General features: G+C 63.8%; 1 pseudogene. It reads right to left on the minus strand.

From position 1 onward, the window contains the following. A pseudogene (locus DM813_RS28340) lies at positions 1 to 588 on the minus strand (hypothetical protein); the annotation flags it as partial.

The raw sequence follows: 588 nt of genomic DNA on the forward strand, positions 1-588 counted from the left end.
TTACGTCGTCGAGCGCTTCGGCGACGATGTACTTGCGCTCGTTACTGAGGCCCTGGGCATCGACGGCGGCCAACCACGGCAGGTTCATTTCAATGGCGTCGTTACGCCAGGCATTGAGCTCCTGAACAATGCCGATCGGGTCATCGAGCACCAGGGCGACACCGCCGCCCCCCATCAGGCTGTTCAGGGCGTTCTGGTAAATGGAGCCCATGGCCTTGGGCACGTCACCCGGCGCAAGGGCGTTGCGGAACGGGGGAAATGCCTGTTTCTCCAGCAGGTGCCTGGCGGCGGGGTTGTCAGCGGCGAGGAACTCGGCGACGGTGCCGGCGACGCTCGAGGGGGTGATGGCGTCGTCGAACAGGCCGCAGCTATTGACGAGGATGCGCAGGTCGAATTTTTGCAGGCGGTTACGGTAAACAGGGTTGTCCCGGTAGCGATCAACCATTTCAGGGCTGAGCGGATCCGGGGTGAACAGCAACCGGGCTTCGTCTACGTCTTCCGGGTCACCGACCTGCACGGTCCAGCCACCGAGTGCGGCGATGCCCGGTATCGGTACGCCGGGGTCATAGGGCCAGACCGCTTGCAGCA

It is taken from the genome of Pseudomonas alkylphenolica, from assembly GCF_004025535.1.
Taxonomy (GTDB): Bacteria; Pseudomonadota; Gammaproteobacteria; order Pseudomonadales; family Pseudomonadaceae; genus Aquipseudomonas; species Aquipseudomonas alkylphenolica_A.